The 17,427-nt window shown below is 68.6% G+C and carries 16 protein-coding genes, 1 tRNA gene and 2 pseudogenes; 12 read left to right on the top strand and 7 right to left on the bottom strand.

Translation table 11 applies throughout. The features are described from left to right. Window positions 1-10 precede the first annotated feature (10 nt). The 4 genes and pseudogenes from ligD (BN4348_RS38250) to BN4348_RS60380 all read left to right on the top strand — a co-directional run bounded on the left by ligD (BN4348_RS38250) (window position 11) and on the right by BN4348_RS60380 (window position 3,042). Window positions 11-1,015: a non-homologous end-joining DNA ligase gene (gene ligD / locus BN4348_RS38250; RefSeq protein WP_084454056.1), complete on the top strand. Its 1,005-nt coding sequence runs from the start codon at window positions 11-13 to the stop codon at window positions 1,013-1,015. Beyond that, a pseudogene (ligD, locus tag BN4348_RS38245) lies at window positions 1,015-1,908 on the top strand (non-homologous end-joining DNA ligase); the annotation flags it as partial. The gene ligD (BN4348_RS38250) and the pseudogene ligD (BN4348_RS38245), both read left to right, overlap by 1 nt. Further along, window positions 1,856-2,614 carry a DNA-formamidopyrimidine glycosylase family protein gene (locus tag BN4348_RS38240; RefSeq protein ID WP_235852681.1) on the top strand — a complete coding sequence of 253 codons (759 nt, stop codon included), beginning with the start codon at window positions 1,856-1,858 and terminating at the stop codon, window positions 2,612-2,614. The pseudogene ligD (BN4348_RS38245) and the gene BN4348_RS38240, both read left to right, overlap by 53 nt. An 11-nt stretch (window positions 2,615-2,625) precedes the next feature. Continuing rightward, window positions 2,626-3,042, top strand: coding sequence for a hypothetical protein (locus BN4348_RS60380; RefSeq protein WP_066911213.1), 417 nt, complete (start codon window positions 2,626-2,628; stop codon window positions 3,040-3,042). Here BN4348_RS60380 and coaE read toward each other — a convergent pair. The 3 genes and pseudogenes from coaE to polA all read right to left on the bottom strand — a co-directional run bounded on the left by coaE (window position 3,039) and on the right by polA (window position 8,522). Next, a complete protein-coding gene (coaE, locus tag BN4348_RS38235) occupies window positions 3,039-4,253 on the bottom strand; it encodes a dephospho-CoA kinase (RefSeq protein WP_066911210.1) in 1,215 nt (404 codons plus the stop codon). The genes BN4348_RS60380 and coaE overlap by 4 nt on opposite strands. A gap of 12 nt (window positions 4,254-4,265) precedes the next feature. Continuing rightward, window positions 4,266-5,711, bottom strand: a complete 1,446-nt coding sequence (gene rpsA / locus BN4348_RS38230; protein WP_066911207.1) for a 30S ribosomal protein S1 — start codon at window positions 5,709-5,711, stop codon at window positions 4,266-4,268. A 172-nt stretch (window positions 5,712-5,883) separates the two neighbouring features. Continuing rightward, a pseudogene (gene polA / locus BN4348_RS38225) lies at window positions 5,884-8,522 on the bottom strand (DNA polymerase I). A 109-nt stretch (window positions 8,523-8,631) separates the two neighbouring features. Between polA and BN4348_RS38220 the strand changes: the two are divergent. Both BN4348_RS38220 and BN4348_RS38215 read left to right on the top strand, forming a co-directional pair. Further along, the gene (locus BN4348_RS38220) at window positions 8,632-9,075 is read left to right on the top strand and encodes a Zn-ribbon domain-containing OB-fold protein (RefSeq protein WP_066911204.1); all 444 of its coding nucleotides are present in this window, start codon (window positions 8,632-8,634) and stop codon (window positions 9,073-9,075) included. Next, window positions 9,072-10,277 (top strand): lipid-transfer protein, encoded by a 1,206-nt coding sequence (locus BN4348_RS38215; protein WP_066911231.1) that lies wholly within the window; start codon window positions 9,072-9,074, stop codon window positions 10,275-10,277. The genes BN4348_RS38220 and BN4348_RS38215 overlap by 4 nt, the downstream gene beginning before the upstream one ends. Before the next feature lie 67 nt (window positions 10,278-10,344). On the opposite strand, the gene BN4348_RS38210 is transcribed toward BN4348_RS38215, so the two are convergent. Continuing rightward, window positions 10,345-10,977: an ANTAR domain-containing response regulator gene (locus BN4348_RS38210; RefSeq protein WP_066911228.1), complete on the bottom strand. Its 633-nt coding sequence runs from the start codon at window positions 10,975-10,977 to the stop codon at window positions 10,345-10,347. 94 nt (window positions 10,978-11,071) lie between these two features. On the opposite strand from BN4348_RS38210, the gene BN4348_RS38205 reads away from it, so the two are divergent. Beyond that, a tRNA-Leu gene (locus BN4348_RS38205) sits at window positions 11,072-11,148 on the top strand. 47 nt (window positions 11,149-11,195) lie between these two features. On the opposite strand, the gene BN4348_RS38200 is transcribed toward BN4348_RS38205, so the two are convergent. Next, a complete protein-coding gene (locus BN4348_RS38200; RefSeq protein ID WP_066911201.1) occupies window positions 11,196-12,425 on the bottom strand; it encodes a tyrosine-type recombinase/integrase in 1,230 nt (409 codons plus the stop codon). A 3-nt stretch (window positions 12,426-12,428) separates the two neighbouring features. After that, window positions 12,429-12,962 carry a helix-turn-helix domain-containing protein gene (locus BN4348_RS38195; protein WP_066911198.1) on the bottom strand — a complete coding sequence of 178 codons (534 nt, stop codon included), beginning with the start codon at window positions 12,960-12,962 and terminating at the stop codon, window positions 12,429-12,431. 121 nt (window positions 12,963-13,083) lie between these two features. On the opposite strand from BN4348_RS38195, the gene BN4348_RS61270 reads away from it, so the two are divergent. Together BN4348_RS61270 and BN4348_RS38185 are read left to right on the top strand one after the other, a co-directional pair. Next, complete coding sequence (locus tag BN4348_RS61270; RefSeq protein WP_235852680.1) at window positions 13,084-13,362, top strand: helix-turn-helix domain-containing protein; 279 nt, start codon at window positions 13,084-13,086, stop codon at window positions 13,360-13,362. 248 nt (window positions 13,363-13,610) lie between these two features. Further along, the gene (locus tag BN4348_RS38185; protein WP_066911192.1) at window positions 13,611-14,162 is read left to right on the top strand and encodes a hypothetical protein; all 552 of its coding nucleotides are present in this window, start codon (window positions 13,611-13,613) and stop codon (window positions 14,160-14,162) included. A gap of 273 nt (window positions 14,163-14,435) precedes the next feature. Here BN4348_RS38185 and BN4348_RS38180 read toward each other — a convergent pair whose 3' ends face one another. Beyond that, the gene (locus BN4348_RS38180) at window positions 14,436-15,296 is read right to left on the bottom strand and encodes a hypothetical protein (RefSeq protein WP_066911189.1); all 861 of its coding nucleotides are present in this window, start codon (window positions 15,294-15,296) and stop codon (window positions 14,436-14,438) included. A gap of 341 nt (window positions 15,297-15,637) precedes the next feature. On the opposite strand from BN4348_RS38180, the gene BN4348_RS38175 reads away from it, so the two are divergent. The 3 genes from BN4348_RS38175 to BN4348_RS38165 all read left to right on the top strand — a co-directional run bounded on the left by BN4348_RS38175 (window position 15,638) and on the right by BN4348_RS38165 (window position 17,392). Next, window positions 15,638-15,970, top strand: coding sequence for a hypothetical protein (locus tag BN4348_RS38175; protein WP_066911187.1), 333 nt, complete (start codon window positions 15,638-15,640; stop codon window positions 15,968-15,970). Between the two features lie 61 nt (window positions 15,971-16,031). Then, window positions 16,032-16,850, top strand: a complete 819-nt coding sequence (locus tag BN4348_RS38170) for a hypothetical protein (RefSeq protein WP_066911184.1) — start codon at window positions 16,032-16,034, stop codon at window positions 16,848-16,850. Beyond that, window positions 16,847-17,392 (top strand): hypothetical protein, encoded by a 546-nt coding sequence (locus BN4348_RS38165; RefSeq protein WP_066911181.1) that lies wholly within the window; start codon window positions 16,847-16,849, stop codon window positions 17,390-17,392. The genes BN4348_RS38170 and BN4348_RS38165 overlap by 4 nt, the downstream gene beginning before the upstream one ends. Window positions 17,393-17,427 lie beyond the last annotated feature (35 nt).

The raw sequence follows: 17,427 nt of genomic DNA, 5'->3' as shown, positions 1-17,427 counted from the left end.
AAGAGGCCACCTGTCCTGGCCCGGCCCCCCCGCCCTGCCCCCCTCCGTGTGCGCGGCGCTGCGCGACGAGCCGGTGCCCGACTGGCGGGCCCCGACGCTGGCCACCCTGACCGAGAAGCGCTTCTCCGATCCCGGCTGGATCTTCGAGCGAAAATTCGACGGGATGCGCTGCCTGGCATTCCGCGACGGCGACCGGGTGCGGCTGCTGTCGCGAAACCGCCAGCCGCTCAACGGCACCTACCCCGAACTGGTCGACGCGCTCGGCGCCCAGCACACGACACGATTCGTCGTCGACGGCGAGGTGGTGGCGTTCGAGGGGCGCCGCACCAGCTTCGCCCGATTGCAGGGCCGCCTGGGCATCACCGACCCCGAGGTGGCCCGGGCATCGCCGGTGCGCGTCTTTTATTACCTGTTCGACCTGCTGCACCTCGACGGCAAGTCCACCACCGACGTGCCGCTGCTGTGGCGAAAAAGGCTGCTGCGCAAGGCCATCGAATTCGACGATCCGCTGCGCTACACGCCCCACCGCGTCGGGGACGGCATCACCGCCTACCGGCAAGCCTGCGAGCGTGGCGACGAAGGGGTGATCGCGAAGCTGGCCGACTCCAGATATGACGGCCGGCGCTCGCCGAACTGGTTGAAGTTCAAGTGCGTTCGCGATCAGGAGTTCGTGGTCGGGGGCTACACCGCCCCGAAAGGCAGCCGCATCGAGTTGGGCGCGCTGCTGCTCGGCTACCACGACGGGCGCGACCTGGTGTACGCCGGCAAGGTGGGAACCGGCTTCGACGAAGCCACGCTGCGCCGCCTGCACGCGCGGTTGTCGCCGATCGAGCAGGACGCGGCACCCTTCACCCGGGGCCTGGTGCGCGAGAACGGGGCCCGCTGGGTACGTCCGGAGCTGGTGGTCCAGATCGGCTTCACCGAGTGGACGCGCGACGGCAAGCTGCGCCACCCGCGCTACCTCGGCCTGCGCACCGACAAGGAGCCCGCCGACGTGGTGCGGGAGACGCGCTGATGCCCCGCATCGCCGTCGAGGTCACCCACCCGGACCGGGTGATGTTCCCGAACGACGGAATCACCAAGGGCGAACTGGTCGACTACTACGGCGAGGTGGCCGACACGATGCTGCCCCACCTCAAGGGCAGGGCGCTCACCGTGCAACGGTTCCCGCGCGGCATCGGTGAGCAAGGCTGGGTGCAGCAAGATTTCGCCGATTCGCTGCCCGACTGGATGGGCCGGGTCGAGGTCGCCAAGGAGGACGGCGGCACCGTAGTACATCCCGTGGCCGAACGCCCGGAAGCGTTGCGCTGGCTGGCCAACCAGAACTGCGTCACGCTGCACGTGTGGCAGTCGCGGCGACTGCGGCTGGACAAGCCCGACCGGCTGGTGTTCGACCTCGACCCGTCCGACAGCGACTTCGCCGTGGTGCGCGCGACCGCGCGCGCGGTGGCCGGGGTCCTGGACGACCTCGGGCTGGCGTGCTACGTGCAGACCACCGGGTCGCGCGGGTTGCACGTCGTGACGCCCCTGCGCGCCGACACCGATTTCGACGCCGCCCGGCGCTTTGCCCGCGGTGTGGCCGAGGTGGTGGCCGCCGACGACGCCGCGCATCGCACCGTGGCAGCCCGGAAGAACAAGCGCGGCGATCGGGTGTATCTCGACATCATGCGAAACGCCTACGCGCAGACCGCGGTTGCCCCGTACTCCGTCCGGGCCCGCCGGGGCGCGCCGGTGGCGACGCCGCTGGAATGGGACGAGCTGGACACCCGCGGCTTGCGGGCGGATCGGTTCACGATCCGCGGTATTCCCAAACGGCTTGCCGGGCAACCGGATCCGTGGNCCGGAGCGGCCCGGCGTGGAGTGGTTTCGGCGCCAGCTGGCCGGCACGCTGCCGGGGCGGCGGATCCGGCGGGTGCAGGTCCACGATCCCGGCGTGCTGCGCAACACCACCGCCGCGGCACTGGGCCGGCGCCTGGGTGGCCGGCGTTTCGATCCCCCACGGCGGCACGGCAAGTGGCTGATGCTGCCCACGGACGGCCCGACGCTGCTGGTGCACAGCGGGATGACGGGACACCCGTACTACGCCGCCGACGGCGCCGCCCGCGAGCCCTACGAGCGGCTGATCGCGCTGGATCGCGGGGAACTGCGCTACGCCGACCTGCGCAAGCTGCGCGGAGTATGGCTTGCCGATACCGACGAGGACGTCGCGCGGGTGACCGGGCCGCAGGGCCCCGACGCGCTGGGCATCGGCCTGCCGGCGTTTGGGGATCTGCTGTCGGGCCGGCGCGGTCGCTTGAAGCCCACGCTGATGGACCAGTCGGTGATCGCCGGGCTGGGCAACCTGTTGACCGACGAGATCTGCCGGCGGGCCCGGATCGCGCCGCATCGCCCGGATCCCGGGTTGGACTCCGACGACGTCAAACGCCTGCACGCCGCCATGGCGTCGGTGCTGCGCACGTCGGTGCGGCACGGCCGGGTTCCAGGGCTGCCGGGGTGGCTGACCGGGGTGCGCGACGAGCCGGACCCGTCCTGTCCGCGCTGCGGCGCGCGGCTCGCGCACGGCCGGGTCGGGGGCCGGACGTCGCTGTGGTGCTCGCGGTGCCAGCCCGGGTAATCTCGGCTGCTATGAGCCCCAGCAACCACAGGTGGATGACGATCGCCGCCCTGACCGTCATCGCGGCCGGCTCCCAGCTAAGCCCGGCAACCGCGCGGGCGGACCTGCACAACATCACCTACCGCGCCCGGATCGATGCGCTGACCACCGGCAGCCAGGCCATTTTCGTGATCAACGGTGACCGGACGAACAGCACCAACCTTCCCTCGATGCCCGGCAACGTGTTCGAGGCCAACACGGTGTTGCCCGATCCGCAGCAGGCCGGCATGCAGATCGTGCTGCATTTCCCCTACTCGGCGAACGTGCACTGCGAGATCGACGTGGACGACAACGTTTTCACGCAGCTCGATCAGTTCGTCAGACCCACGCCGGGGAATTCCGATCCGAAAAACGGCGTGCTGCAGTGCGGCGCGACACCGACCGGCTAGGGCTGCCATCCGGTTGAGTCGGCCCACTCCCACGCCCGCCGGTAGGCGTCGGGGTACCACGGCTCCTTGGCGGCGACGTAGGGCGAGATATCACCGCCCGCCGCCTGTTCGGCCCTGAGCTTGACGGCCAGGTAGTCGGCGCGCGCGCCGGGATCGGCCCGCAGCCAGGCGACGAACAGCAGAGCGAATTGCTGGTTGGGCCAGCCGTCCACCCGCAGGTGCACGTTGGTGGGCCGGCCCGGGTCGGCGGAGGCGTGAATCCGCTTGTGCCACAGGCCGGGATCGTCGCTGTGGTCGTAGCGCTCGTCGGTGCTGCGCGCATCGTCCTTGGCGACGTCTTCGGTGAGGTGCTCGATGCGGGGGTAACCGGCGGCCAACAACGGTTCGGCGAGTTCGTCGGCGACCGCGAGTGATTCGACGGTGATCTGCATGTCGATGACGTCCTTGGCGTCCAATGCGGGCAGCGCGGTGGAGCCGATGTGGTCGACGCGCAGCGCCCGGTGGCCGCACGCCGTTTGCAGCCGGTTGACGATGCGCCGCGCCTGGTCGGGCCAACTCGGGTCGGCCGGCACCAGTCGCGCGGGCGCCCTGGCGATCTGGCGCGCGCTCAGGTTGTAGGCGAACGGCACGATCCGGTTGTTCCACACGTCGTGGGCCCGCTGCACCAGGTCCTTCAGGCTGCCCGAGTTGTCCAGCCAGATGTCGGCGACGGCGCGGCGCTGCTCGTCGCTGGCCTGCGCGGCGATCCTCGCGCGGGCGTCCTCTTCGGGCATCCCGCGTTGGTCGACCAGCCGTCGCACCCGCACCTCGACGTCGGCGTGCACCACGACCACGAGCGGGAACAGCGGCGCCATCCCGGATTCCACCAGCAGCGGAATGTCTTCGACGACGACCGAATCGTCGGGCACCGACGCGATGATCTCCGCGCGCCGCTTGCCCACCAGCGGGTGGACGATCCCGTTGAGCCGCTGGCGCGCCGCGTCGTCGCGAAAGGCCTTGGCGGCCAGGGCCGGACGATCCAGTGATCCGTCGGGAAGCAGGATGTCGTCACCGAACGCCTCGACGAGCGCCGCCAGGCCCTCGGTGCCCGGCTGGACCACCTCGCGCGCGATGACGTCGCCGTCGACGATGACCGCACCGCACTTCGCGAAGGTGGCCGACACCGCCGACTTGCCGGCGCCGATGCCACCGGTCAACCCGATGCGGAGCATGCGCGAAGGCGGTTACGCGTTGCCGGCGAGCTTTTCCCGCAGAGCCGCCAACTGGGCGTCACTGGCCAGCGACCCACCGGCCGCCTTCTCGGGCGGAGCGCCGTTACCTGGCGACTGCTCGCCGCCGCCGTGCCCGGCCGCCTCGGCCGCCGCGAACTTCTCCATCTGCGCGGTGTGCATCTTGTGCCGGCGCTCGGCCTCGGCGTAGCGCGCCTCCCACTCGTTGCGCTGGGCGTCGAAGCCTTCGAGCCATTCGTTGGTTTCGGAGTCGAAGCCCTCGGGGAAGATGTAGTTGCCCTGCTCGTCGTAGCTGTCGGCCATGCCGTACTTCGCCGGGTCGAACTCCTCGGTGTAGTCCTCGTTGGCCTGCTTGAGCGACAACGAGATTCGGCGGCGCTCCAGGTCGATGTCGATGACCTTGACCATCGCGTCGTCGCCGACGGCGACCACCTGATCGGGCACCTCGACGTGGCGCTCGGCCAGCTCGGAAATGTGCACCAGGCCCTCGATGCCCTCCTCGACGCGCACGAACGCGCCGAAGGGAACCAGCTTGGTGACCTTGCCGGGCACGATCTGGCCGATGGCGTGGGTGCGGGCGAAGTGCCGCCACGGGTCTTCCTGGGTTGCCTTGAGCGACAACGAAACCCGCTCGCGGTCCATGTCGACGTCGAGCACCTCGACGGTGACCTCGTCGCCCACCTGCACCACCTCGGACGGGTGGTCGATGTGCTTCCAGGACAGCTCGGAGACGTGCACCAGGCCGTCGACACCGCCGAGGTCGACGAACGCGCCGAAGTTGACGATGGAGGAGACCACACCCTTGCGGATGCTGCCCTTCTGCAGCTGGTTGAGGAATTCGCTGCGCACCTCGGACTGCGTCTGCTCCAGCCAGGCCCGCCGCGACAGCACCACGTTGTTGCGGTTCTTGTCCAGCTCGATGATCTTGGCTTCGATCTCCTTGCCGATGTACGGCTGCAGATCGCGGACCCGGCGCATCTCGACCAGCGAGGCGGGCAGGAAGCCGCGCAACCCGATGTCGAGGATCAGGCCACCCTTGACCACCTCGATGACCGTGCCCTTGACGGCCTCGTCCTTCTCCTTGAGCGCCTCGATGGTGCCCCAGGCGCGCTCGTACTGCGCGCGCTTCTTGGAGAGGATCAGCCGGCCCTCTTTGTCCTCCTTGGTGAGGACCAGGGCCTCGACCTCATCGCCGACGGAAACGACCTCGTTGGGGTCGACGTCGTGCTTGATGGAGAGCTCGCGGGCGGGGATGACCCCTTCGGTCTTGTAGCCGATGTCGAGGAGCACCTCGTCCCGGTCCACTTTGACGATGGTGCCTTCGACGATGTCGCCATCGTTGAAGTACTTGATCGTTTTGTCTATTGCGGCGAGAAAATCCTCGCTCGAGCCAATGTCGTTGACGGCTACTTGCGGCGAGGTGACGGTGGGACTCGGCATGTTGTTGGGTTGCTCCGGACAGGTGAGGTCGTAGGGATAAAACTGGGATTTACCTGTCGAGGCTACTCGACAGGGCACTAGCTGGACAAACTCGGCCGCTACATGCTGAAGGGAATGTAACGCCACGGCGAATTTCCGGCCGATTTTTCGCCCTCACGTTACACCGGGGGCCTCAATGAGCGGCGGAGTCCCAGGAGCGCCCGTAACCCACCGACACCTCGAGCGGAACGTCCAGCGGATACGCCCCGCCCATCTTCTCCCGCGCCAGCGCCTCGACCCGGTCCCGCTCGCCGGGCGCGATCTCGAACAACAGTTCGTCGTGCACCTGCAAGAGCATGCGCGACGCCAGCCCGGCCTCCTTGATCGCCTTGTCGACCTCGATCATCGCCACCTTGATGATGTCGGCGGCGCTGCCCTGGATGGGCGCGTTGAGCGCCGCCCGCTCGGCGGCCTCGCGCACCTGACGGTTGCTGCTGTCCAGCTCGGGCAGGTAGCGGCGGCGGCCCAGCACCGTCGAGGTGTAGCCGTCCTTGCGGGCCTGCTCCACGACGTCCATCAGGTAGTCGCGCACCCCGCCGAAGCGGGCGAAGTACTGGTCCATCTGGACCTTCGCCTCCTCGGTGGTGATCTTCAGCTGCGCGGCCAGCCCGTAGGCGCTCAACCCGTAGGCCAGCCCGTAGGACATCGCCTTGACCCGGCGCCGCAGCTCGGCGGTGACCTCCTCGATCGGCACCCCGAACGCCCGCGAGGCGACGAACGAGTGCAGGTCCTCCCCCGTGTTGAACGCCTCGATGAGGCCCTCGTCGCGGGACAGGTGCGCCATGATCCGCATCTCGATCTGACTGTAGTCCGCGGTCATCAGCTCTTCGTAGCCCTTGCCGACGACGAACGCGTCCCGGATCTGGCGGCCTTCCTCCGTGCGGATCGGGATGTTCTGCAGGTTGGGTTCGGTCGACGACAGCCGCCCGGTGGCCGCGATCGTCTGGTTGAACGTGGTGTGAATGCGGCCGTCGGCGGCCACCGAGTTCAGCAACCCGTCGACCGTGACCTTCAGCCGGGTGACGTCGCGGTGGGCCAGCAGGTGCTGCAGGAAAGGGTGCCCGGTCTTGTCGAACAGCGACTGCAGGGCGTCCGCGTCGGTGGTGTAGCCGGTCTTGGTGCGCTTGGTCTTGGGCATCCCGAGCTCGTCGAACAGCACCACCTGCAACTGCTTGGGCGAGCCCAGGTTGATCTGCTTGCCGATGACGGCGTAGGCCGCCTCGGCGGCGTCGCGGATCTGGTCGCCGAACTGGCTTTGCAGCTCGCCCAGCAGCTGCAGATCGACGGCGATGCCGGCGCTCTCCATGCCGGCCAGCACCTGCTGGACCGGCAGCTCCATCTCGCCCAGCAACGCGGTGGAGTCGATGCGATCCAGCTCGGCGTCCAGCGCGTCGGCCAGGTCCACCACGGCGCGCGCCCGCAGGATCAGGGTCTGCACGGCCTGCTCGTCGGTGCCCTCGATGTCGTCGAGCAGCGAAAGCTGTTGTTGTTCAGGGCTTTCCGCGCGCAGCTCGCGACGCAGGTAGCGCAGCGAGAGGTCGTCGAGGGTGAAGCTGCGCTGACCGGGCCGCACCAGGTAGGCCGCCAGCGCGGTGTCGGAGGTGACGCCGTTCAGCGTCCAGCCGCGGCCCGCCACATCGTGGATGGCGAGCTTGGCCTCGTGCAGCGCCTTGGGCTTGGCGGGGTCCGCCAGCCAGGCCGCGAGCGCGGCGTCGTCGTCGGGGGTCAACGTCGCGGTGTCGACGTAGCCGCCGTCGCCGTCGGCGGCGGCGATGCCCAGCCCGGTGGCGTCCCCGCCGTGCGGCAGNCGCGCCGCCCGTCGCCGGCGTGCGCGGCCAGCCACTGTCGGACCGTCCCGGGCTGCAGCGCGCCGCCGCGCACGTCGAAACCCTCGTCGACCTCGGGCTCGACGGCGACCAGCGTCTCGAACAGCCGGTCGCGCAGCACCCGGAACTCCAGGTCGTCGAAGAGCCGGTGGATCTGGTCGCGGTCCCAGGGCTGCAGCCGCAGCGTGTCCGGGGTTTGGGCCAGCGGTACGTCCTTGACGAGGTCGGTGAGCTCGCGGTTGCGGATGACGCTGGCCAGGTTGGCCCGCAGCGCGTCGCCGACCTTGCCGCGCACCGAGTCGACGTTGTCGACCAGCGCCTGCAGCGAGCCGTATTCGGCGATCCACTTCGACGCGGTCTTTTCCCCGACCCCGGGGATGCCGGGCAGGTTGTCGCTGGGATCGCCGCGCAGCGCGGCGAAGTCGGGGTACTGCGTGGGGGTCAGCCCGTATTTTTCGACGACCGCCTCAGGGGTGAACCGGGTCAGCTCGCTGACGCCCTTGCGGGGATACAGCACGGTGACGTCGTCGCTGACCAGCTGCAGGGAGTCGCGGTCGCCACTGACCACCAGCACACGGTAGCCCTCGTTTTCGGCCTGGGTGGCCAGCGTCGCGATCAGGTCGTCGGCCTCGAAGCCCTGCTCGGAGAGCACCGTGATGCCCAGCGCGCCCAGCACTTCCTTGGTGATGTCGATCTGGCCGTGGAACTCGTCCGGGGTCGACGACCGGTTCGCCTTGTATTCGGGGTACCGCTCGGAGCGGAAGGTCTGCCGCGACACGTCGAACGCCGCCGCGATGTGCGTCGGGGCCTCGTCGCGCAGCAGATTGATCAGCATGGCGGTGAAGCCGTATACCGCGTTGGTGGTCAGGCCGCCGCGGGTTTTGAAGTTCTCGGCGGGCAGCGCGTAGAACGCCCGGAACGCCAGCGAATTGCCGTCCAACAGCATCAGTGTCGGTTTGGTTTCCGTCGCGTTGGCGGTGCTCACTGCTCACACTCTAGGCACTAGGTGTGACGGGCTCTGGCGTACCCAAACAAGCGCTTGGTAGTGTTGGCGGGTGCCTAAGGTCACCAGCCAACAACCCGCGATCGAGGGGTGGTTCGCCACCGACGAGGCCGGCCGCCCCCATTTGATCGGCAGCAAGTGCCCCGCGTGCGGCACCTACGTCTTCCCGCCCCGCGAGAACAACTGCCCCAACCCGGCCTGCGCCAACGACACGCTGGAGTCCGTCGCGCTGTCGACGCGCGGAACGCTGTGGAGCTACACCGAGAACCGTTACGCGCCACCCCCGCCGTACCCCTCCCCGGACCCCTTTGAGCCGTTCGCCGTCGCCGCGGTGCAGCTGGCCGACGAGGGTTTGATCGTGCTGGGCAAGGTGGTCGAGGGCACGCTGGCGGCGGACCTGAAGGTCGGCATGGAGATGGAGCTGACCACCATGCCGCTGTTCACCGACGACGACGGCGTGCAGCGCATCGTGCACGCGTGGAGGATCCGCTCATGAGCACGCCCCCCGAACCGCTGTACATCCTCGGTGCCGGAATGCACCCCTGGGGCAAATGGGGCCGCGACTTCACCGAGTACGGGGTCGTCGCCGCGCGCGCCGCGCTGGCGGAGGCCGGCCTGGACTGGAACCAGATCCAGTTGGTCGCCGGGGCGGACACCATCCGCAACGGCTACCCGGGATTCGTCGCCGGCGCGACGTTCGCGCAGAAGCTCGGCTGGAACGGCATTCCGGTCAGCTCGAGCTACGCCGCCTGCGCCAGCGGCTCGCAGGCGCTGCAGAGCGCCCGGGCCCACATCCTGGCCGGGTTCTGCGACGTCGCGCTGGTGATCGGCGCGGACACCACGCCGAAGGGCTTCTTCGCGCCCGTCGGCGGCGAACGCCGCAATGACCCCGACTGGCAGCGCTTCCACCTCATCGGCGCCACCAACACGGTGTACTTCGCGCTGCTGGCTCGGCGGCGGATGGACCTCTACGGCGCCACGCTCGAGGACTTCGCCCAGGTGAAGGTCAAGAACTCCAAGCACGGGCTCAACAACCCGAATGCCCGCTACCGCAAGGAGAACTCGATCGACGACGTGCTGGCCAGCCCGGTGGTCTCGGACCCGCTGCGGCTGCTCGACATCTGCGCCACCTCCGACGGGGCGGCCGCGCTGATCGTGGCGAGCAAGTCCTTCGCCGAGAAGCACCTCGGCTCGGTCGCGGGCGTGCCGTCGGTGCGCGCGGTCAGCACCGTGACCCCGCACTATCCCCAGCACCTGCCCGAATTGCCCGACATCGCAACGGATTCCACCGCGGCGGTACCCGCACCGGATCGGGTGTTCAAGGATCAGATCCTCGATGCGGCCTACGCCGAAGCGGGCATCGGGCCCGAGGACCTGAGCCTGGCCGAGGTCTACGACCTGTCCACCGCGCTGGAGCTCGACTGGTACGAGCACCTGGGTCTGTGCGCCAAGGGCGAGGCCGAGGGGCTGCTGCGCAGCGGTGCCACCGCCATCGGCGGCAAGATCCCGGTCAACCCGTCGGGCGGGCTGGCCTGCTTCGGCGAGGCCATCCCGGCCCAGGCCATCGCGCAGGTCTGCGAGCTGACCTGGCAGCTGCGCGGTCAGGCCACCGGCCGGCAGGTCGAGAACGCCACGGTCGGCGTGACCGCGAACCAGGGCCTGTTCGGGCACGGCTCGTCCGTGATCGTGGCGCGCTAGAGCACCTCTGCGCGAACGTGCGTGTCTGTACGCCGACACGCCGTGAAACGTGTACAACCGCGCACGCTCACGACTGTTCTTTGGGCTCCTTGGCCGCGTCGCCGAGGGTTTCCAGGACGACCTCGGCCACCCGCTTCATGGTGGTGCGCCGGTCCATGGCCGCGCGCTGAATCCACTTGAAGGCCTCGGGCTCGGTCATGCCCTGCTTGGTCTGCAGCAGACCCTTGGCGCGTTCGACGACCTTGCGGGTCTCCAGCCGGTCGGACAGCGTCGCCACCTCGCGTTCCAGCTCGGTGATCTCGGCGAACCGGCTGAGCGCCAGCTCGATGGCCGGGATCAGGTCGCTGATGGTGAACGGCTTCACCAGGTAGGCCATGGCGCCGGCGTCGCGGGCGCGCTCGACCAGGTCGCGCTGGCTGAACGCGGTCAGCACCACGATCGGCGCGATGCGCTTGCTGGCAATCTCCGAGGCGGCGTCGATGCCGTCGCGCCGCGGCATCTTCACATCCATGATCACCAGGTCGGGCTGGTGGCGTTCGGCCAGTTCGACGGCTTCCTGGCCGTCGCCGGCCTCGCCGACGATCTCGTACCCCTCCTCTCGGAGCATCTCCGCCAGGTCCAGCCGGATGAGCGCTTCGTCTTCCGCGATCAGGACCCGGCGCGGTGCGGCGGCGTCGGTGTCGGTCGTGGGGCCTGTCATGACGGACATTGTGTCCTGCACGCCCGCGACCAGCGCACTCGGGGGCGGTGAGAATCGATCGGCGCACCAATCCTCTATGGTGGGAGGCTGCCCAGCCCTCGTATCCCAACTGGCAGAGGAAACGGACTCAAAACCCGTCCAGTGTGGGTTCGAATCCCACCGAGGGCACCACGTCAATCGTGAATGTTTGTGCAGGTCAACGGGTTACCGCGGGCGGGTTATCCGGCCTGTTCCGCGGTGTGTGGCTGCGTTTTGGCTGCATTCGGTGCGAACACCATCCCGGCGAGGCGCTGGTCGTGGGCGTCGGCGACGGCCTCGGCGTCCTTGTCGAACAGGTCGGCGTAGGTGTCCAAAGTCATTGCCGCGGAGGCGTGCCCGAGCATCTTCTGCACCGCTTTGACGTTGGCGCCGGCCGACACCGCCAGGCTTGCGGCGGTGTGCCGCAGGTCGTGCGGAGTGATCCGCGGGAACACCGGCGTGTCCGGTTCGCGGTCGGGGTGCGCGGCGCGCTCGGCGGCACGGGCCGCTTCCGCCGCGGTCACGCAGCGGTCCACCGCGCCGGAAAACCACGTGTTCACCCCGGGTGGTTTGCTGTAGCTGCCGTTGGCGGCGGGGAACACGATTTGCTCGCGGGTCTTGCCCCGGCACACGGCGGAAAGCGGCTCGACCAAAAACCGCGGCAGCGGCACCGTGCGCCGCTCATGCGTCTTGGGTGTGCCAACCTCGATGGTGCCGCCGACGTTGACGGCGTTGCGGCGCACATGAACACGGCGGCGCAACAGGTCGAGGTCGGCGACGTGCAGCCCGGCCAGCTCGCCCCACCGCAGCCCGCAGTACGCCAGCACGAGCACGGCCACGCCCTTGTCGGGTCCGGCCTGGTGCGCCAGCTCCCACACCTGCTCGTCGGTGAGGTAGCGGTGCTCACGGCGGGGTTTGCGCGGCAACTTGACCCCGCGGCACGGGTTGGTCAGCAGCCGCCGGTCGGCCACCGCGTCATCGAGGATCGAGGCCAGCACGCCAAAGTTGCGGATCACGACAGTTGCGCCGCTGGCACGCTTGGTCACCTTCCCCTCGGTGTTGACGACCTCGCGGCCCATATCCGCGACCCAGGCTTGTATCGCGGAGCGTTTGAGGTCGGCGAGTTTCACGTTGCCCCAGCGGGGTTGCACGTGAACGCGCCAGGCGATCTCATCGCTGCGCCGCGTCGACGGTTTGAGGTGCGCGCGGCGCTCAAGCCACCCCGGCCCGAGGTCACCGACGCGCACCCGCGCGTCGGCCGGGTCGATGTACTCCCCGCGCGACTTGGACACCGCCACCGTGGCCGCGAACAACTCAGCGTCGCGCTTGGTCGCAAATCCGCGCCGCTGCGTCACCCGGTTCTCAGGCGTGCGGTACTGCACACGCCACCGCTCACCCTTAGCCGTCCCGTAACGCTTGATGCTGGCCATCTCTTAGCCGTCCTCTCTTCGGTTGGCGGCTCGGTTGAGGGCCTTCCCTGCTTGCATGTCCAGGGCAAGGCGTGCCCTCTGTCCGTCGAGCCCCCGGCGCACCGCATCGTCAATTCCGCGGACCATCCAGGTCGGCGACGTCGCGAGAACAAACGCCAACCACCCGTGCATCGAATCGTCACCGACGTCAGCGGAGAGAGGATCTCGCGCCTCCAGCCAGCTCCACAGCGTCCTGTCCCGAATCGGCTCAGGCCATCCCGTCACCTCAACAGGCGTGTCCTCGGTTTCGGTGTAGGGCATCAGCAGGGTGATCGGCGTCACGCCGAGGGCGATCGCGAGGGCAACGAGGTCGTCGGCATCCACCCGCCGCTCGCCGGACTCGATCCGACGTAGCCCCAGCGGCGGTATCTCCCGGCGCATGTCGGCGAGCCGCCGGCTCAGCCCGGCGTAGCTCAACCCGCGCGCTTCGCGGAGCCGGCGAACATTGCGGGTCACGGTCTTGCCCGTGGGGCCTAGGTCAGATTTTTTCCCTGCCATCCCGAGATCGTATCAAAGATGAAGATCTATCCGCATAAATTGACCTCAGTAGCGATGAATGTTAGACATATCTCATTCGGAGATCGAACGGATCGCGAAAGCGATCAAAGATGGAGTTTTGATGAGCACCGCCGCCACACCCGAGACCGAGGCCCGCGCCGGACTGCGCGCAGCGGCCGCCACTGCCGCACCCGAGACGGTGGTACTGCCCCGCGACCCCGAAGCGGTGCTGACACCGCCCGAAACCGCACGCTTCATGAAGACCACCGAGGCCGTCCTCGCGCAAAACCGCTACCGCGGCGTCGGCCTGCCCTACATACGCGCCGGGCGCCGAATCCTCTACCGCGTCAAAGATATTCGCGAATATCTCGACACCCACACCACCCGGCCGGGCGACTGACACCCGAATACGCGAGCGCCCCGCCGGTCACCGATACCGAGCGGGGCGACTTACCGAAAGAGGCCGAGATTGACTATCCGAGCCCAAAGCCAAAATACCGCCCCCGGTACCCCTAAGACCACCTGCGGGGCCGAGTTGCTGGCCCAGCTCCGCCGCCGGCACGAGGCGTCGCGACGGCTGCCGCCACTGCCGGGTTCCCAACGCCGCGACCCAGCAGAACCACACGACATCTGCGGGAGGCGGCCACGATGACCGATGCCCGATTCCCCGACCACTGGATGCACGACGCCCGAATCCAAGGGCTCTCCGCCGAGCACTTCCGAGCGCTCATGCACGCGCTGGCGTGGTGTGCGGCCAACCGCACCGACGGCTTCATCCGCACCGAGAACCTGTCGCTGATTCCCCGGCTGGACCGTGACGCCGTGGCCGCTTTTGCCGCCGCGGAGCTATTCGTGAAACTCGACGACGGCTGGCTGATAACTGTCTACCTCGCGACGCAAACCAGCCGCGCGGAGTTCGAAGCCAACGACCGATTGCGCGCCGGAAACCGCGAACGGAAGGCGAAATCCCGCGCCGCGAAAGCAGCAGGTCAACAGGATGTCACGCGTGACGTCACGCGTGATGTCACGGCGGACTCAATAGGCAGGCAGGCAGGAAGGCAGGAAAGTACTAAAAGCAACCAGGAAGGGGAAGGTGACTCACGCGCACGCGCACGCGAGAACGGCGCGCAGCCCTACACCCCGACCGCCGGGCAACAGGCCCGCATCGAAGACAACGTCCGCGCCGGCTACGAATCATGACCCGCCACGACTCCGGGCTTGCCGCCTACTTCATGGCGGCCTGCTGCTGCCGCCGCGGCTTCATGTGCCGTTCCTGCCGCCGCTGGCTCACACCGGCCGACGAGGGCCATATCCGCAGGTCACCGCGCGGCTCCGGGCCGGAATTGCAGCCAAAGCGCAGCCAATCGGGTCGACGCCGGTCGGATAACCGGGCTGCGATAGGCCGTTGACCTGCGCAAATACCGGCTAGCGAGGCGGTGTCCTCGGTGGGATGGGCGTTCACCCAGGCCCCTTCTAGGGCCACAGAATCTCGCTGCCGCCGAAGCGGGTGCCGGCGAGCGGGTTGTAGCGGGGTTCGCCGAGTCGCCGGCCGGACAAGCTGGTGCGGACCGGCACACCGTCACCGTCGAGCACCTCGCTTGCCGGGATCCTGCGTTGACCGGGCGGCAGCGGGATCACCGTGGCCTCGATGACTTCGCCCTCGATCACCTCGGCCTCGACCTCGATGGGCTCGTCGGGCTCGGCCGGCTCGTCGGGCTCGGCCGGCTCGTCGGGCTCGTCGTCGTCCTGGTCGTCGTCGGTGAGCGCCCCGGAAGCGGTGAACGCCGCGGACGTGGCGTCGCTCGGCTCGACGTTCGACCAGGACGCATCGAAGACCTCCTCGACGGGCGGCTCGGCGAACAGGGCAGCCCGCGTCTCCGCCGGCAGCAGAGCCGCCACCCCCGGCGCACCGGCCAGCGTCTGCGCCATCGCGATCGGTCCCAACGTCTCGATCATCTCGGCGCACTTCTCGGCGAAGTCCTGCGAGGACATCACGCCGGCCGCGACCAGGTGGCGCTGCGCCGCATCCAGGCCCCACAGCCGGGAGTAGTCGCTCATGGTGCGCAACACAACATGCGCCGCGTCAGGATCACGGCCCGTCGTGGCTCTCGTCCAGTGCGCCGCGATCAACTTTTCCAACCTGGCGCTATGCGACGCCCGGCGCTCATCAATGCCCGCGGAGCGCCGTGCGAAGTCCCGGTTCACCGCCATCCTCGCGCCGGACTCGGAGCGGAAACCCAACCGCTGCGCTATCTCCCGGTACGTCATGCCGGCCAGGTGCAGCTCAACGGCTTTGAGTTGGCGGTCGCGGGCGGGGCCGTGGCGTTTGCGCATGGGGTGATCCTCGCATCGCGGGGTGCCGCGCACGGTGTTTGGTCGCACGGGGTTTGGGTGTTTTGTGCGGTTGTGGGGGTGGCGTTGGCGTAGGGCGTGTGATTCGGGGCGGGTGCTGCGACCGCTGCGGGGTGGGCAGGGCTGGGGTGGATAGTCGGGAACCCTGGCCGCGTTTCGGTCGCTCTACGGGGCTCTCAGGGCCGAAATCTCCTGGCGGACACTGAGGTAGGGGTTTTAGTCAAGGAGGACACGCCGAGACCGCTTGTGCCGCAGGTAAAACCCCTAACCCGGTACCCGGTGCACTTTTTTGCTTGCACACCTAGCGGCTAGCATCCCGAGCCATGAGCACAAGTGACTTGTCGAGGCTGCCGGTGACGGTGTGGAAGGCGAAACTGGCCAACCTGCGCTCCCACTATGCCGACGACACCGACCCGAGGGTTGCGGAAGCGTTGGCGGGGCTGGGGTATTGGCGGTTCCGGAAGCACTTGGATCACGCGGTGGAGACCGGGCTGATTGATCAGACTTTCGCCGATGCGGTCGAGGCCAAGGTGCGCTGGTATGACCCCGACGAGCGCGCCGATGATGCCGGCGGGGAGTGCGAGGTTTCGGAGCGCGCAGGCTCCGAGGGTGCGGAGGATAGCTCGGCCTCCGAAGCGGTGGCGGTGTCGTCGTGATGACGGTCTCCCGGCGGCACCGCCCCGCGCCTGTCCACCCGTCTAGGAAGGGATCACGCACATGACGCTGACGCAGGAACATTCGTTGCTGCCAACGTATTTCACGCCGCCGCTGACGAACCCGGCGCCGGGTGGGCTTGTCAACGCGGTGTCCTGGACCGAGGAGACGGGGCCGCCGCGCTGGGTTGAGGCGGGGATCGCCCTGCGCAGCTCGGTCAGCGGCAATTTCAGCGGGGAGCTGTCGGCGGGTGTGTGGGGCGCCGGCTGGTGCGATGAACCCGGCTCCGGGTCGGTGTCCGGTGAAGTCAAGGAAGGGGTGCGCCCGGATGATCCGGGCACGTTCTTCGGGATCACGTGCTGGGGTTTCGATGCCTGCGACTTGACCCCGGAATCTCGGGCTGAAGTGCTGACCCGATGCCAGCAGGTGCTGCGGATCCGGGAGCCGAACCTGGTGGCCCGCGAGTTCGCCGGCCGGCTCCTGGTGGACGCGGGCGCACCGATCGCGGGCGGTGATCTCATCGAGGCGGTCGGCGAAATTGAGTGCTTGTTCGCCGACGCGAACGTGGTCGGCGCGGTGCACTGCTCACCGTTCCTGCTGCCACACCTGGTCAGCCATGTGTTGATCACGCGCGGCGGGGTCGGTGGCTGGTTGACACCGGGCGGGCACGCTGTGATCTTCGACGGCGGCTACCGGCCGGTGCTGGGTGACTCGCTGCTCATCGCCACATCCCGGCCGTTGTGGGGGTGGCGGGAGACGGTGGCGGTCCGCGACGTTATCGACTACCAGGAAAACACCTACATCGGGATCGCGGAGCGCAGCTGCGTTATCGCCTACGAGCAGCCGCTGGGCGCCGTCTCCATCGAGGGCGGGTCGGCATGAGAAATCAGCGTTCCGAGTTCTCCACCCGCGAGCTTCGGTTCGCCGAACTGTGCATCCACGAATCAGCCCACGGGCTGGCCGGTGTTGTCCTGGGTGGGCGGCTCCGCGCGGCGTCGGTGACGGGCCTGAAAACCGGCGGCCCCTTCCGCGCGTTGACCACCCTGGACCCGATGCCTTTGGGCCACGACCCCGAAGTCGCGCTCGCCGGCCCGTGGTCGCAATTGCGCTGGCGCCATGACCGCCGACCCACCCAGGCCGAGCTGTACCGCATCCTGGAGGTCAACCGCCACGGCGACCACGCGGTGCTCCTGGCGGCCGGCGGGACCGCCGCCGGCTCCGGTGTCATCCCGCTGCTCGAGCGGTGCTGGGGACCGATCTGCCAACTGGCATCCAAGATCGCCACCACCACCGTGGTCCGGCACGCCGACGTGTGCGCGGCGCTGGGCATCCCGGCGAAGGACAACGGGCATGATCTCGCGCTGATCCGCGGCGGCGCCGCGCCGGGTTCCTTCACGGTGACGCGACCATCTGTGCCCGCCTGACGCGGGACAAAGCTTGATCGGGACACACCGCCAAG

This window comes from Mycobacterium interjectum (assembly GCF_900078675.2).
In the GTDB taxonomy this organism is placed as follows: Bacteria; Actinomycetota; Actinomycetes; order Mycobacteriales; family Mycobacteriaceae; genus Mycobacterium; species Mycobacterium interjectum.
Note: the sequence above shows the minus strand (reverse complement) of the source record. Positions and strands in the feature narration are given on the sequence as shown.

Bases quoted from the DNA above. Each gene is read 5' to 3' on its own strand.
- BN4348_RS60380 (WP_066911213.1), top strand. From the start codon at position 2,626: ATGAGCCCCAGCAACCACAGGTGGATGACGATCGCCGCCCTGACCGTC.
- coaE (WP_066911210.1), bottom strand. From the start codon at position 4,253: ATGCTCCGCATCGGGTTGACCGGTGGCATCGGCGCCGGCAAGTCGGCG.
- rpsA (WP_066911207.1), bottom strand. From the start codon at position 5,711: ATGCCGAGTCCCACCGTCACCTCGCCGCAAGTAGCCGTCAACGACATT.
- BN4348_RS38215 (WP_066911231.1), top strand. From the start codon at position 9,072: ATGAGCACGCCCCCCGAACCGCTGTACATCCTCGGTGCCGGAATGCAC.
- BN4348_RS38210 (WP_066911228.1), bottom strand. From the start codon at position 10,977: ATGACAGGCCCCACGACCGACACCGACGCCGCCGCACCGCGCCGGGTC.
- BN4348_RS38200 (WP_066911201.1), bottom strand. From the start codon at position 12,425: ATGGCCAGCATCAAGCGTTACGGGACGGCTAAGGGTGAGCGGTGGCGT.
- BN4348_RS38195 (WP_066911198.1), bottom strand. From the start codon at position 12,962: ATGGCAGGGAAAAAATCTGACCTAGGCCCCACGGGCAAGACCGTGACC.
- BN4348_RS61270 (WP_235852680.1), top strand. From the start codon at position 13,084: ATGAGCACCGCCGCCACACCCGAGACCGAGGCCCGCGCCGGACTGCGC.
- BN4348_RS38185 (WP_066911192.1), top strand. From the start codon at position 13,611: ATGACCGATGCCCGATTCCCCGACCACTGGATGCACGACGCCCGAATC.
- BN4348_RS38180 (WP_066911189.1), bottom strand. From the start codon at position 15,296: ATGCGCAAACGCCACGGCCCCGCCCGCGACCGCCAACTCAAAGCCGTT.
- BN4348_RS38175 (WP_066911187.1), top strand. From the start codon at position 15,638: ATGAGCACAAGTGACTTGTCGAGGCTGCCGGTGACGGTGTGGAAGGCG.
- BN4348_RS38170 (WP_066911184.1), top strand. From the start codon at position 16,032: ATGACGCTGACGCAGGAACATTCGTTGCTGCCAACGTATTTCACGCCG.
- BN4348_RS38165 (WP_066911181.1), top strand. From the start codon at position 16,847: ATGAGAAATCAGCGTTCCGAGTTCTCCACCCGCGAGCTTCGGTTCGCC.